Here is a 13887-nt window from a genome sequence, read left to right as displayed (position 1 = left end):
CATGGTCGGTCACAGTGATTCGGCGATACCCATCCGGAGTACTTCGGATGGACCTTCGTAGATGCGTAGGGATCGGACCTGGCGGTAGAGGCGTTCGATCGAACTGTCGGCGACGAGTCCTGACGCGCCGAAGATCTGAACGGCGGCGTCGACGACCTCACCAGCGGCCTCGGTGGCGTGGACCTTGGCGACGGAGGAGGCCTCGGCGTAGTCCTCGCCGTTGTCGGCGGCCCAGGCGGCTCGGGCGGTGAGCGACGAGGCCGCCAAAAGCTTGATGCGCATCTCCGCGAGCGAAGACTTGACGAGCTGGAGATCGGCGAGGCGGCCACGGTAGGCCTTGCGGGAGCGGGCATGTTCGACCGCCAGGCGCAAGGCCCGCCCGGCGAAGCCGACCGCGGCGGCGGCGACGGTCATACGGGCCCGTTCAAGGACGTCGAGGGCGACCACATAGCCGTGCCCGCGTTCGCCGAGCACGGCGTCAGGACCGACACGGCATCCGGTGAAGGAGAGTTCGGCCCAGGAGCGGGGCGCGATCGCTCCGATCGCAGACGCCTTGAGCCCGGGGGTGTCGCCGGGAACCAGCAGAGCGGTGAGGCCGAGGGGGCCGGGCCCCTCGCCCGTGCGCGCGAGGACGACGTGCACGTCGGCGATGTCGCCCTGCGCGATCCAGGTCTTGACGCCGTCGAGGACGAAGCCGTCGCCGTCCGGTCTCGCTTCGAGCGCGACGGCGGCGAGGTCGGATCCGGCGCCGGGTTCGGAGAGGGCCAGCGCTCCGACACTCGTTCCGGCCGCGAGGCCCGGCAGGTGGTGTCGGCGCTGTTCCTCGGTCCCATAGCGGATGATCGCGGCGGCGCTGAGCTCTTGAATCGAATACACGAAGTCGAGGAGGTCTTCGTGGAAGGCCAGGACCTGCCTTCTGACGCAGACGGATCGGAGGTCGGACGTAGGAGCATCGGCGTCAAGGTGACGCAGCCAGCCGGCACCACCGATTTCGCGGAGCAGTGCGCGGCACCGGTCGGCGGGCACGGAGGTCTCGCCCTGGTCGTCGCGCGCGGCGCACCAGTGGTCGAGGCGGTCGGCGAGGTCGCGATGACGGGCCTCGAACAACGGCGTGCGCAGAAGGTCGTGGTCGAAGACGGCGGTCACGGCGCTTCTCCTCAGATGACGAGTTCGGTGGACGGCGCGGGTGCGCTCTTGAGGCGGTTCACCAGGTCGACTTCGAGGTAGTAGGCGAACGAGGCGTAGCCGCGCCACACCCGCCGCCACCTTCGCCGCACCTCTTCCTCACCGCTGTTGCGAGCGACGTCGTCGAGATGAATGTTGATCAGGTCGACCGACTGTCGGGCGTGCCCTGAGGAGAAGTTGTCGATGGTCAGGTGCGCTTCCTCGTAAACGGTGTCGAAACCCCAACGGCGCAGCTTCTGGATCTCGTGGAGACGCATCTCGCCGAGCCCCAGCATCTCGATCCCGAGGTTGTAGCCGACGATCTCGTCGTAGAGGGAGTCGGGGAACAGCGCCAGGCTCAACTGGTGGATCGGGAAGGCGTAGATGTCGGGAAGCTCGACCTGATCCTTGAACTCCTCACTGCGGATATGTGGGAGGTGGATGTCCATGCTCTCCAGGACACGGCGAATGAGGGTGATGTGATTCTTGGCGACGTCACCACGGCCCATCTCGTCCGCGTAGATGCCCATCAGCATGCCGTCCGCGCGACGGTCATAGCGGCCGAGGCCGCCGATCCGATGGACCCAGGCGCCGTCGACCATGCTGCCGAAAGCGGTGAGTTTTTGTCCGAAGACGACCTCGTCACGGCCAGGGACCTCTTCGAGCCTGCGGTATGGCTCGACGAGTTTGCGCCAGTAGATGGCCTCGGCGCGTTCCAGGAGCGCCTCGGGGCTGTACTCGAACCATGAAGCGTCGGTGAAGCGGCCGTCCGCTCCATGCTCGAACAAGGTCTCGGCCTCGGACAGGCCCTGCTCCACCCGCTCGCGAGCGTGGGGAAGCACATTCGGGAAGTACTCGGTGTTGACGAGACGGTAGAACAGCTCCCGGTCGTCGAGCGCACCCGAGGGCTCGAACACGACGCGAGCAGGTGTGGGCCCGGCGGCGACGCGGTCACGCCAGCGCCGGGCGGCGGCGTCGCCGGCCTCGTTCGGCGACAGGGTGGTCTCGCCGCGTTCGCCTGCGTTGACGGCGTCGATCCATTCGGAGAACGTCGCGGCCTCCTCGGCGTCGAAGATCCCGAACATCGGCCCGCCGAACTTGATGGCTTCCATGAAGCGGACGGTGCCGTCGGCGCGGGTCCGCACCTGGCGAGAGGAGCCGAGCGCGTCGAGGAACGCGGCGAGGTCGGCTCGATCGGGATCGGCGAACCAGTCGGTCAGAAGCCTGCCGCCGACCTTGACCTGTTTGTGCTGCTTACCGGCGAAGGGCATGTGACGAGAGATGATCGCGGCGACCTTGTCGTCGATGGACAACCCCTCGATCCAGGAAACGAACTCGTCGGCCATGCGGAGGTACTCGTCTTCGAGGGCGAGGACGGTGGTGACGGCACGGCGGAGACGGTTCCAGTCCTGCGCGCCGGTGGGCGAACCCTCGCACAGGCCCCGGTACTGCTCCAGGACGGCGAGCAGATCCGATTCGGCGATGGCCGTCCCGCCGAGTAGGCGCTCGTCCATACCGAGGAGGAAGTACGCGCAGTGGACCCCGATGACCTCGGGGAGCCGGCTGGCCGAGACCAGGGACAGGGCCGCGTAGAAGGCGGCGTGGACCGCGGTGAGCGGTCGGGTCTCACAGTGGCCGGCGAAATCGGTGGCGCGTAGGGGCGGCAAGTGGATCCCGGCGGCCTCCAGGGCACGGCGGCGCACCGCTTCGAGCGAGTCGGTGACGACGCCTTCGCCTTTGAGGGCGAATTGGTGAGCACCGAGACGGTTGACGATGACGGCGGGTTCCGTGGCGGGTTGCGAGATCATGTCGAGCCAGCAGCCGGCGCTCAGCGCGAGCGGGGCTCGTTGGCGCATGAGCCGATCCCACGCCGGTCCGCCCCTATACGCCTCCATACGCTCCCGGATCGCCTCGCGACGGCGGAGGATCAGCTCGACCGGGTCGGCTTCGGCTTCGTCCGAGGCGGCGTCGAGCACGGTGTCGGCGACACGCAGGGCGAGGAGCCTCGTCTGCTGGGACTCGGCGTCGCCGAGCAATCGCCGAAGCCAGACGCGGGGTTGTTGGGCGAGCACCGCGTCGACGGCGTCGGAGGTCTCCGGGGAGAAGTGGTGGGGGCGGATCGGCAGGGAGGTGGTCGTGTCGAGACGCGGCTCGTTCTGGTGTCCGGTGTTGCGCATGGTTCGCTCCGGTGAGTGTCTACCTCGGTGTGCGGTCTCAGACGTGGCGATGCAGGAGGAGAGCCGTCCGTATTCCAGGCACGCTGGACGCGAGGAGGTAGGCCCCACCGTCGCGGAGTTCGCCGGCCTCGTCGAGGTCGGTCAGATTGATGAGCGGATCGGCGGCGAAGCAGTGTCCGAATCGGGTGACGTTGTCGAGGTACAGCTGCTCCGGGGCGAAGCCCGCCTGCAACTCCTTCAGGGACACGATCGGGAGGTAGAGGTTGTTGTGGAGGAGGCGGTCGACGTCAACCGGTTCGACGCCGGTGGCACGACGCAGGCGTTCGTTGACCTCGACGGCGAGGTCGGCCGAGATCCGCCTCGACGGTTCGGCCGCGGTGAAGTCCTGGGCGGCGGCTGCGGCACCGAAGCGGAAACCATCGCCGGGCTCGTCGGCGGTGACGACGCAACTCGCGGCGCCATCGGAGAACAGCGCGAAGTCTTCGATCCGGTGGGGTTCGTACTCGATCCGGTCCGTGGTGATGACGAGGGTGGTCCGGGCCTGGCCGGAGTCCACGGCGGCGCAAGCCGCGCGCAGTGCCATCAGCAGGTTCGCGCATCGAGTGAGACCGATACCGGTGACGGAGGCCCGACGCAGACCCAGACCACGCACGACTCGGGCCACGAGGTCGGCCTGGGATTCGAGAGAGGTCGGGAACGCGGTCGAACAGAGGTAGAGCTCGTCGATTTCGTCGGTTTCGATTCCGGCGCGTTCGATCGTGGCGCGACCGGAGGCCACAGCCAGGTCGGAGATCTCGTGTTCGGTACGACGGATCCGGCCCCAGCCCCAGATCTCGGGGGCCGGTGTCATCTGGAGGTCTTCGACGCGCTCGCGCCAGCCCTTGATGGCGTCGTAGGGCTCGGTGATCTCCCCCAAGACATACTGGGGGGAACTCAGATACGCCATTATCCCCTTATCTCCTATTTGCCCATTAATTCACGCATGTCGGCCATCGTGAGAGCGTCATGATTGAACTCGTGGGTGCCGTGTTCCAGGAGTTCGGTGGCCGCGCGTTTGAACGCGCCCAGCGCGACGCGTGAAAGCGAGGATCCGAGCGAGACGCGTCGGACACCGAGGTCGAACAGTTCGGATACGGTCAACCCCTGGCCCGCCCCGAGAAGGACGTTGACGGGTCGATCGACGGCCTCGCACACGCGTCGGATGGATTCGGCGTCGGGCAGGGCCGGGGCGTAGACGACGTCGGCTCCGACTTCGGCGAAGGCCCGCAGCCTTGCGATGGTGTCGTCGAGGTCGTTCCGTCCATAGAGGAAATTCTCGGCACGCGCGGTGACCATGAAAGGGAATTCGAGTCCGCGAGCGGCTTCGACCGCTGCCGCGACGCGTTCGACGGACTCATCGAATGGCCGAACAGGGTCTTCCCTACGGCCTGAGGAGTCTTCGATGGAGCCTCCTACCGCACCGGTCGACGCGGTGAGCGTGATGGTTTCCGCGACGTCCCGCGGGGTCGGGCCGAAGCCGTCTTCCAGATCGACCGAGACCGGCAGCGGCGTCGCCGCGGCGATCTGCGTCGCGTTGGCGAGGGTGTCGTCGCGAGTCACCTCGGCATTACGGTCGGATTTACCGAGGACCGCCGCGAGACCGCCACTGGTGGTGGCCAGGGCATCGAACCCCAAGACTTGCAGGATCCTTGCGGTTCCGGCATCCCAGGGGTTGGGGATGACGAAGGGTCCGTCCTCGCCGTGAAGTCGAGCGAAGGCCTCTGCCTTGCTCCGTTGTGCGGGCTCGGTGCTGGTGACATCGAATCGATCGGCTACCATGGCTGCGCCTTTACTGCCTCTACCCAATAGAGATTCATCAGAGTGCGAACTGACATTCTGATGCTTATTTCGAGCATCACTGATATCGAGATACTCTGAATGTTTCGATACGGATGGCTCAGGGTTCATACGATGATCCCGAAATCATGGCACGCCAATAGCACATCCATGATGTCGTGCTCGATCCCCCTCGCCGAATGCTCGGCCTGACGTTATATGAGGCTTCTTGCGGCGTCAACAGATTAAATTCATCCCCTGGCGCCCCAGAGCCTCCCCCTCCCCCAAGACAGGACCCTGACCCATTACCCCTGGCCAAGGCGGGTATCGGAGCAGAGAACCCGGACAGTACGAGTAAACCTTTATGTCGGTCCTACATGCTGTTGTCACGATTTGCGATGCGCTTGTCCCCCGATAGCGACCATCCCCAATACCGGTCCTTCAGGTTGTTCGTCCTGACCATGGCTTGAGCCGGTGGATGCTGACGGCCTGGACGAGCATAATGGTGACCGGTTCGGTGGACACGATTTCATATCCGACACAGATCCGGGGGCCTGAACCTGTGATTGGCCGTATGTGGTCACACTCTTTCGGCGAGATTTGACGTGAGCCGGGATCATCTCCAGCCACAAATACCCCAAAACAACATTTTCGATCCGGACGGTCCACCGGGATATCCGGGTCCACGTCAGGAACCGAACACGAGCTCGTCGACCACCTCGGGCCCACCCTCGGACGTGCCCCGCGCTCAAGCTCGCGTCGCCGGACGTCCACGACGACCGATGTGCCATCGATCCACCGGGCCTCCACCCGGTGCTGGAGGCCTCGCGCGACCACCCGGTGGCCGCAAGTGGCCGCGCCGTCTCGACAACGGCCCGCTACTCCGCTCGGACACGCGCGGGCCCCTCGTCCCGGGCCGGTCCCGGCCACGGACGGACTTTCCCGACACCGAGGAGTACCGCGCGTTGAAGGGCCGGGAGGCGACCGTTCCCGAGGTTGGGGGGCCATCCCTGGCTCGATGCCTTGGGCCGGCACACGCACGAGGTCTTCCAAGCAGGAGGAACTCCGCGACCTCGGCACCCGCGCCGGGAGAGCCCGATCCCCGGCCATTCAGTGGAAGGTCGATCCAGGCCCCACGACCCGGGGCGTGGATCGACCTCTACGAAGGACTCCCTACAGCAGCGCCCCGGGCGGCCTGAAGAGGCCGCCGTCCTCGAACCCACCGCCCTCCACGTCGTCGGCCGTGGTCTCGTCGTGGGGCTCTGGCCCGCGCACCGCCCTCTCGGGGAGCAGCGGGCTCGGGTCCGCGTGCCAGGACACCACCAGGGAGTCCCGCGCACGGGTGGCCGCCACGAACAGCGTGGACCGCGCCTTTTGCACCTCCTGCCGGTACCGGGCCGGATCGCTCTCGCGCAGCCGTTCCAGGTCGGCGCGGGGCACCAGCCCCTCGCTCACCCCCGCGATGGCCACGTGCTGGTATTCCAGCCCCTTGAACCGGTGCAGGGTGCCCACGTGCACCGCCTGTTCGAACCCGGACGGCGGGCCCTCCTTGCCGAGTTTGGCGGCGCGCACCCCGGCCTTGTTCAGGGTGAACTGCACCTCGTCGACCTCCTCCCCTTCTCCTCCTCCGAGTGGGACGCCTTCCTCACCACCGCCCGAGCCCCTCAGTCCTGACCCGGCCCGACACCGACACACACCCCGGGGTGGCCGACAGGAACAACCCTGTCGGCCACCCCGCTCCGTGCCTCTTTCCCACCGGGGATCGCCCGCCCCACTCCACTCCCTGCGGACCCCGCCCTCTCCAACGAGCCCCCATCGGGAGCCACCCTCACCCATCCCCTGCCCTCACCGGGGGGTTCCGCCCGCACCACCAAGCAGAACATCACCCCCTCGCCACCAGCCGTTTCTCCACCACCGAAAACCTCTACGTCGTGGCCTGGGCGAGAAGTTCCCGAAGCGCGAGTGGTCCCGAGTCTGCGCTCACCTCAGCACCCGTTCGAAGCAACAGCGCGTGCGCCCTGCCCGAACGCACCCGCCCCACCGCGGGCACGACCGCCACCCGCAGTACCTGTTCCGCGTCCGGCCAGGCTCCCACCCGGGTCAGGGCGTGCGCCAGGTGCGCGGCGTCGTTGAGCACGCCCCGTTCGTAGCCGGGTGGACGGCCCCCAAGTGCGCTCTCGAACAGTTCCACGGCAGCGCCCCAGTCCTCGTTGTCGACGTGGATCATGGCTTCATGCCAGGAGAGCTCCGCGTCGGTGATCCACCACGTCCACGGCGGATCACGGTCCCGGTCCTCTCCCCGCAACCGTGCACGCGCCCGGTTCAAGGTCTCCCTGGCCCGGACGGGTGTCCCCTCCTGGCCTTGGGCCCGTGCCAGCCTCAGCTCGAACAACCCACGGATCCGAGGCGACACGTCCTGTTTCAAGACGTGCTCACACACGGTGCGCGCCTGATCGGGGCGATACTCGTGAGCATCCTGCATGGCCAGCTGCGCCAAGGCGAACAGTTCCGCGAAGCGGTCACCGCCCGCGCGGGAGGTCAGGACCGAAGCACTGGTCAACCGTCTGGCCAACAGGTGGTCATCGGCGTCGAAGGCCAGCCATCCCGCGACCTGTAAGGCCTCCGCGGCCGCCGACGCCATCTCCTTGTCATCACCGACCAGGGCGGCCTGATGGGACGAACGCGCGTTGCGCACCGCCATGGGCAACAGGTCCGTGCCCCCGGTCAGCTCGTCGAGAGCGATGAGCCCCTTGGTGACCGACCGCACCCGTGTGGTGTCGGTACCACCCACGGGCCGTTCGGCGAATATCTCCGGACCCAGGTGAAAGACACGGGCCAACAGCGGTCGGTAGCGCTCGCGAATGGCGTTCCGCCCTGCTTCCCACTCTCGGATGCGTCGTGCCAGGGACTCGGTGGTGGCCGTGGCCTCGGTTCTGGCGGCGCGCACCATCTCCACGGCCAGGCGGTGCACGTCCCATCCTGCTTCCACACGTGCCCGGTGCAGGGCCCTCGCCCATTCCGGGTGAGGGGTTCGCGGTGAAGTCATGATCCGGTCCTCCCCCACGCCGATGAGGTGATGCTCGCAAGCGTCCGTGTTCGTCCGTACCCGTCACCGGCGAAGCCCTGGAGCCACCGGAGAGTCTGGAACCGGCGCTCTCAACAGGATCGAGTCTTCTCTTCAGCGCCACGGATACCGAGGTTCTGGAAGGTGACATGAGTATCGACCTGTCGATGGCGGGGCCGCGGCCGACCGTGGAGTCCACCGATACCGAGCACATCGATCATGTGGTCGCGGCCATGGGGGCGTCGTGTGAACATCTACCACCCCGGCCGGAGGCGGACCGGTCATTGCTCATCGAACCCGGCACGGAACACGGCCTTCGCGAACAGCCTTCGCCGGCCATCCGGGTAGAGGTGCGTCGAACCTGGTCACGGGGCATTGAAAATGGTCGCGGTCAGTGCCTTGTCCCACCGAGCGGCGGCCAGGTCGTCGTGGCGGATCATGAATTTCGTGTAGTACTCCGCGTAGACCCGCCCTTCCTGGGCGAGCGGTATCCATTCGCTCGCCAGCCGGAACGCGTCCTCGTCGAGATAGGAAAACCACTCTCCATTGGCGAGGGTCTTCGCCATGATGCTGCCGACCGTCGCCTCGTCATCGGCGTACCCACCGATGACGAGGTAGGCGTCGGACGACCAGAGGCCGTAGGCCAGAGACCGAAGTTCGTCCAGGTGCGGCAGTTCACGCTCCATGTACCGGGCCAACCGCTGCTGGAAGGATGACATGTCGTCCCATTCGAGATCCTCCCAGAACTCGTGCCAGTCCTCGTCCTCGTCGCCCTCCTCCAGCCAAAGGGGTAGATCGGCTCTGAGTTCGGCGCGGACGTCGATCCGCTCGCCGACACACGCTGCGTCGGGGGGTTCCGCGACCGCGGTTTCGGTGCCGTCCGGCACGTACACGACTCGTGCGTACTGTCCCGGATCGGCCCGCGATTCGTCGCAGTCCATCTCTTTGTGAACGAAGAAGAGCAGCGTCCCGTCCGCCGGCAGGTCGAAGCCGTCGATCCTCGGCAGCGCCCCACAATCGACGGAGAGGAGCATCGGTAACGGAATGTCCCCGGCGGACGGCCACTCCATGCCCACCGGCAGCCGGGGCGCCCCACCGATGTGCCCGACCGGGGAACCCTCGCCACACCTGACCAACCCGATCGCCAAATGAAGGTGCCGGCTGAACCTGTCGATCTCGTCGTCCGGGATGCCCGACTCAAGCGCTACCCGACGAAAGTCTCCCTGATGATCCATGCCCGAGAAGATAGACCCTTTCCAACCCGGCTGTGCCGGCGAGGGGGTGGTGGGCACGACCACCACCCGCAGCGCCTATTCCGCGTCCGGCCAGGCTCGCATCCGGATCTTGTACGCATTGTGGCGTTTCCCGATGAGGATCATCCTCTCTCATCATGGCGACCAACAGCGATACGGCGAAGTGGATACCATCGCCGAATGGTGGACCTCCGTGATTTCCGGTATGCCTGTCATACGGCTGCCCGTCGCACGGGCGGCAGGGTGGTCGGATTCCGAATCGCCGACGGGGTGACACCCAATTTCCACCAAGGGCTCATCGCCTACCACGACCGCACGGTCGCCGTGGCCTGCACACGTGATTCGGCGCTACTGGCCGCAGCAGAGCCTCGAATCACCGACTTCGCCGCCGGCTTCGTGGAGTCGGGCCCGCTGATGTTCGTCCACACTCCCGCTCTGACGGCCGCCCTGGCGAAGATGTCGGGGTTTCGGGTGCTGACCCCGGAGGAACTGAACGGTCCGTTCGACGCCACGGCCTGGCCTGAGGTCCTGACGAGCGACATCAAGTACTGGCGGCCCGAAAGCCTCGGTGAGGCGCTCTTCAACCATTGGGACTGACCAGCGCCGGAACTTCACCGTTCGCCACCCGCCGCCGGCCGCAGATGGCGAACCACCGTTCGCGGTCCGGGGTGGGTGCGTACACGCCACGATCGTTGACCGCGATGCCGCACCACCGGGGCTCAGGCCCCGTCCGGAAGCTTCGAGGCACCTCGGTAGGCCCCACCCGACGCAACGGTCGGCCTCTGGTTCCGTGGACCCACGGGTGACGAACTTCGAATGGAACCCTGTCACACCAAATACAATGCACGCGCATTTTCATGTTCGCGTGATGCACGAATAAACCCAGATCTTCCACCTGGAACCAGGAAACTTCAGGACGCACTTCCAACACAGGCCCAACCCGGGGCACAGCGCCCCTATTCAGCCCGCAATGCCATAATAAGCAACTGTAAATTTACGTGAATTCGTGTTAGCCTCCCTGCACGCACCCGCCCCCGAAAAGGTGCGTGGAGGGATCCCACGATGACGCCTCGCCCCTGGGAAGCGGACCCCACCGCGACCATGAAGCGGAGGCTCGGCAGGTCACCCGCCGAGCTGGGCAACACGGACCGGGCCAGCGGATGCCCCGACATCTGGGAGCTCGACAACGGCGACATCGCCGTGATCGGACGCGATCTGACCGAGGCCTACGCGCGACGGCTTCCCCCTGGCGCCGCCATCGCCGAGGACGAACGACTCGTCATCATCCCCCGCAATACTCTGACCTCAGCGAAAGCGGACATTCCCGATGCTTGACACCATCGAAGGTCTCCCTGGTGTTCGTCTGGCGCTCGATCCCTATCTCGATGAATTCGACGCTCGGATGTCCTCGCTCAGGAACACCGATGTCTGGAAGGTCGAACGCCGGCAAGACTTTCACCAGCCGGAAAGTGAAAGCTGGATGGCGTTCCGCGATGGACGCCTTGAAGAGTCACTCCGGCTTCTGGAGAAGAACCGTCCCTCCCTTCGGAAATCGTTCGCGGCACTCGCCGCTCAGGGGTGCACGCTCCGGCGGATCCGCATCGTGGAGAAGCCCTTCACCACCTACCTCCTGTGGGAACTGCACTCCCTCCACCTGCGGGCCCAATGCGGGGAGGACGTCCGCGTCATCTCCCCCGAACCCCTCGCGGCGCTGGAGCGAAACGGCCGGGTTCCGGAAGTCGTCACCCTGGGAGACACCGTCGCCTACCGGATCCTCTATGACGCCCGAGGCGTTCTCGAAGGTGGGACGCGATTCACCGATCCCGCCATAGCCACGCGGTGTCGAGAGGAGATCGCCGCGTTGCACGGAATCGGTGAGGACCTGACGCGCTACTTCCCTCGTGAAGTGACCGAGGCGGAACTCCGCTGTGGTCGGCCCTAGAGCCCCCGAACCCGAGGAAGAGCCCGGCGGGGCCACTCGATCGAGCATGGCCGACGTCGCGGGGCGCGCGGTGCAGGCCCGAGACGTCTCTGGTGGAGTGCACTTCCACGGGCAGGACTCCAGATCCCACTTCGCCCCCGTCCCCCGTCAGCTCCCCGGTGACGTGCACGGGTTCGTCAACCGCCTGGGCGAGATGGAAGTGCTCAGCAGCCACCTTCGGGATGGGGGGCCCGAAGGCGGGCCCCGGTCACCGATCCACGTCATCACCGGGACCGCCGGGGTAGGTAAGACCGCCCTGGCCCTGCACTGGGCGCACCGGGTCCAAGAGCACTTCCCCGACGGACAGCTCTACGTCGACCTGCGCGGATACGGTGCGGGATCGAGTGTCGAACCCGACCAGGTCCTGAACCGCTTCCTCCGTGCCCTGGACGTTCCGGCCGACGCCGTTCCCCCGGACATCGATAGCCGTTCCGCCCTCTTTCGTTCGCTTCTGGCCGACCGGTGCGTTCTCATCCTGCTCGACAACGCCGCCACCGCCGCACAGGTGCGCCCCCTGCTCCCCGGCAACTCCGCCTGCGCGGTCCTGGTCACCAGCCGAGACCGACTGTCCGGGCTGGTGGCCAGAGAAGGGGCGCGCCGCCTCACCGTTCGGACGCTGGAACCGGCCGAGGCCGTGGAACTTCTGGAACACGTCACCGAACGCCACCGGCCCCGTGACGACCTCCACGAGATCTCCGAACTGGCCCGTTTGTGCGGGCGTCTGCCTTTGGCCCTACGCATCGCCGCCGAACGCGCGGCCGGCCGCCCCCACATGCCGTTGGGCGAACTCATCCAGGACCTACGGGACGAATCGGCCCTGTGGGACGCGCTGGCCACAGACGATGAGGAGGATGCCGACGCCGTCCGCACCGTCTTCGCCTGGTCCTACCGAGCCCTGCCGGAGGAGACCGCGCGCCAGTTCCGCATGTTGGGGCTGCATCCGGGCGACGACTTCGACTCGGCGTCCGCGGCGGCCCTGTCCGACCTTTCCGTCCGACGGGCTCGCCGCGTCCTGGACTCGCTCGTGGGCGCGCACCTGGTGGAGCAGATCGGCCCGGACCGGTACCGCTTCCATGATCTGTTGCGTTCCTATGCCTGGGATCAGGCCCGCCAGGAGGAGAGCCCCGAGGGCCGGCAGGAGGCTTTGACGCGTCTGCTGACCTGGTACCTGCGCACCGCCGACGCCGCCGCCCGGGCCGTTGACTCACCGCTACGCCATCTCGACCCGTGCCCGGAGTCGGACGTCGGAGCGCACCGTCATGTTCGCGAGTTCGATGACAACGCGGAAGCGGTCCGGTGGTTCGAGGTCGAAGGTCGGAACCTGGTCGCCGCCGCCGAGACCGCCGTCTCCATCGGATTGGACTCGATCGCCTGGCGTCTGCCCGTGGTACTCAGGCACGTCCACGTGTTCCGCACCCCCATGAGCGAGTGGATCGCCGCAAGCATCATCGGTCTCGGAGCCGCCCGGCGCGAGAACGAACGGGCGGCCGAGGCCGACCTGTCGGAGAGCCTGGGGATGGCCTATGTGCAGTCCCACCGAAGACAGGAGGCCCTCGGGCAACATCGGCACGCCCTGAGATTGCGTCAGGAGACCGGTGATGAGCTGGGAGAGGCCATGTCGCTGAACTCCCTGGGCCTGCTCCACCTGCGCGAGCATCGGTTGGAGGAGGCGCGCGACCACTTCGAGCGGGCGTTGGAGATCGTCCGGCGCCGGGGAGAGCGGCGTTGGGAAGGGGTCGTGCTGGGAAACCTGGCCGACGCTCTACTCGACTCCGGCGAACTCCGCGAGGCGGTGGCCTTGGCGGATGAGGCGATCGAGATACACGAGGAGACCGGCAACCGGATGAACCAGTTCGCCTGCCTGGTGTGTTCGGGGGCGGCGTGGCGGGAACTGGGGCGGATGGACCACGCTCTGCCCCGCACGCGGCGCGCGCTGGACGTCGCCCGGGAGTTGGACAACCCCGTGCGGGAAGGGTTCGCCCTCTTGGAACTCGGCAGGATCCAGGTACGTCTCGGTGACACCGAAGACGCCCTTGACGCCTTTCACGAGGCGGCGAGCCTGCACCGCGGAATCGGTGACCACGTGCGTGAGGCCGAGGCCTTCGAGGGCGTGGGCGAGGTCTATCGGGCGATCGACCGTCCGGACGAGGCCGCGAAGTTCTATCGGCAGGCGGCCAAGGAGTACCGCGGCCACCGGGAGTGGTGGCGGCTCGCGGTGTGCCTGAACCGGTCGGCTTCGGTGATGGTCGAGGCCGGTGACGTGGAGGCGGCCCGTGGGCGGTGGCGCGAGGCGCTGACGGCCTTGGAGGACTTCACCGACGCCCGGGCCGAGCGCCTGCGCGAGCAGATCATCGCCCGACTGAACGACGCGACCGGCCCCGGGTGGTCTCACCTCTGATCGAGGAGGTCGCGTACCCAGAGGTGGATATCGGT

11 protein-coding genes are annotated in these 13887 nt (G+C 66.9%); 4 read left to right on the top strand and 7 right to left on the bottom strand.

Annotated features, from left to right (window positions below; genetic code table 11):
• Nucleotides 1–9 precede the first annotated feature (9 nt).
• The 7 genes from ACWGSK_RS00530 to ACWGSK_RS00500 form a co-directional block, all read right to left on the bottom strand.
• Nucleotides 10–1146, bottom strand: a complete 1137-nt coding sequence (locus ACWGSK_RS00530; protein WP_452454847.1) for an acyl-CoA dehydrogenase family protein — start codon at nt 1144–1146, stop codon at nt 10–12.
• 11 nt (nt 1147–1157) lie between these two features.
• Complete coding sequence (locus ACWGSK_RS00525) at nt 1158–3341, bottom strand: iron-containing redox enzyme family protein (RefSeq protein ID WP_452454846.1); 2184 nt, start codon at nt 3339–3341, stop codon at nt 1158–1160.
• 37 nt (nt 3342–3378) lie between these two features.
• The gene (locus ACWGSK_RS00520; protein ID WP_452454845.1) at nt 3379–4287 is read right to left on the bottom strand and encodes a 3-oxoacyl-[acyl-carrier-protein] synthase III C-terminal domain-containing protein; all 909 of its coding nucleotides are present in this window, start codon (nt 4285–4287) and stop codon (nt 3379–3381) included.
• 14 nt (nt 4288–4301) lie between these two features.
• The gene (locus tag ACWGSK_RS00515) at nt 4302–5159 is read right to left on the bottom strand and encodes an isocitrate lyase/PEP mutase family protein (protein WP_452454844.1); all 858 of its coding nucleotides are present in this window, start codon (nt 5157–5159) and stop codon (nt 4302–4304) included.
• Nucleotides 5160–6329: 1170 nt separating this feature from the next.
• Nucleotides 6330–6755, bottom strand: coding sequence for a 3'-5' exonuclease (locus ACWGSK_RS00510; protein ID WP_452454843.1), 426 nt, complete (start codon nt 6753–6755; stop codon nt 6330–6332).
• A gap of 325 nt (nt 6756–7080) precedes the next feature.
• Nucleotides 7081–8202 carry a DNA-binding protein gene (locus ACWGSK_RS00505; RefSeq protein ID WP_358506556.1) on the bottom strand — a complete coding sequence of 374 codons (1122 nt, stop codon included), beginning with the start codon at nt 8200–8202 and terminating at the stop codon, nt 7081–7083.
• A 383-nt stretch (nt 8203–8585) separates the two neighbouring features.
• Complete coding sequence (locus ACWGSK_RS00500) at nt 8586–9512, bottom strand: DUF1963 domain-containing protein (protein ID WP_358506553.1); 927 nt, start codon at nt 9510–9512, stop codon at nt 8586–8588.
• A gap of 231 nt (nt 9513–9743) precedes the next feature.
• Between ACWGSK_RS00500 and ACWGSK_RS00495 the strand changes: the two genes are divergently transcribed.
• The 4 genes from ACWGSK_RS00495 (at nt 9744) to ACWGSK_RS00480 (ending at nt 13852) form a co-directional block, all read left to right on the top strand.
• Nucleotides 9744–10070: a hypothetical protein gene (locus ACWGSK_RS00495; protein ID WP_358506550.1), complete on the top strand. Its 327-nt coding sequence runs from the start codon at nt 9744–9746 to the stop codon at nt 10068–10070.
• A gap of 465 nt (nt 10071–10535) precedes the next feature.
• Nucleotides 10536–10808 carry a hypothetical protein gene (locus ACWGSK_RS00490; RefSeq protein ID WP_358506548.1) on the top strand — a complete coding sequence of 91 codons (273 nt, stop codon included), beginning with the start codon at nt 10536–10538 and terminating at the stop codon, nt 10806–10808.
• Complete coding sequence (locus ACWGSK_RS00485) at nt 10801–11415, top strand: DUF6879 family protein (RefSeq protein WP_358506545.1); 615 nt, start codon at nt 10801–10803, stop codon at nt 11413–11415. The genes ACWGSK_RS00490 and ACWGSK_RS00485 overlap by 8 nt, the downstream gene beginning before the upstream one ends.
• Nucleotides 11416–11461: 46 nt before the next feature.
• A complete protein-coding gene (locus ACWGSK_RS00480) occupies nt 11462–13852 on the top strand; it encodes an ATP-binding protein (RefSeq protein WP_358506580.1) in 2391 nt (796 codons plus the stop codon).
• Nucleotides 13853–13887 lie beyond the last annotated feature (35 nt).

Source organism: Nocardiopsis sp. NPDC055551 (genome assembly GCF_053619415.1).
This window is presented reverse-complemented; position numbering and strand designations above follow the sequence as displayed.